The sequence below is a fragment of the Pseudomonas sp. SAS7 genome (assembly GCF_052112345.1).
Classification (GTDB): Bacteria; Pseudomonadota; Gammaproteobacteria; order Pseudomonadales; family Pseudomonadaceae; genus Aquipseudomonas; species Aquipseudomonas putida_Q.
Genome location: NZ_JBEGGO010000077.1, coordinates 1 through 249, shown reverse-complemented (window position 1 = coordinate 249; position 249 = coordinate 1). Strand labels below are relative to the sequence as shown.

At 61.0% G+C, this 249-nt stretch carries 1 protein-coding gene; it reads left to right on the top strand.

Annotation, left to right across the window (positions count from 1 at the left end):
* Positions 1-249: immunoglobulin-like domain-containing protein (locus ABI582_RS28760; RefSeq protein ID WP_442121004.1), on the top strand; the 249-nt coding region annotated here is incomplete at both ends.

Here is a 249-nt window from a genome sequence, read left to right as displayed (position 1 = left end):
CTTCACCGTGCACATCAACCAGCCGCTGGACCACGATCTGGTCGTGACCCTGAGCAACAATGCTCAGGTCACCATCAAGGCCGGTGAGACCAGCGCGCCGTACACCCACGATGCGCAAGGCGACGACGTTTACAACGATGCCGGTGAGATCAGCGTTGGCATCAAGTCGGCGGTAGACGCTACCGGTGCGACCTTCGAGAACCTGGAGTTGGGCGGCGCTGCGAAAGTGGATGTCACCGACACCACCGA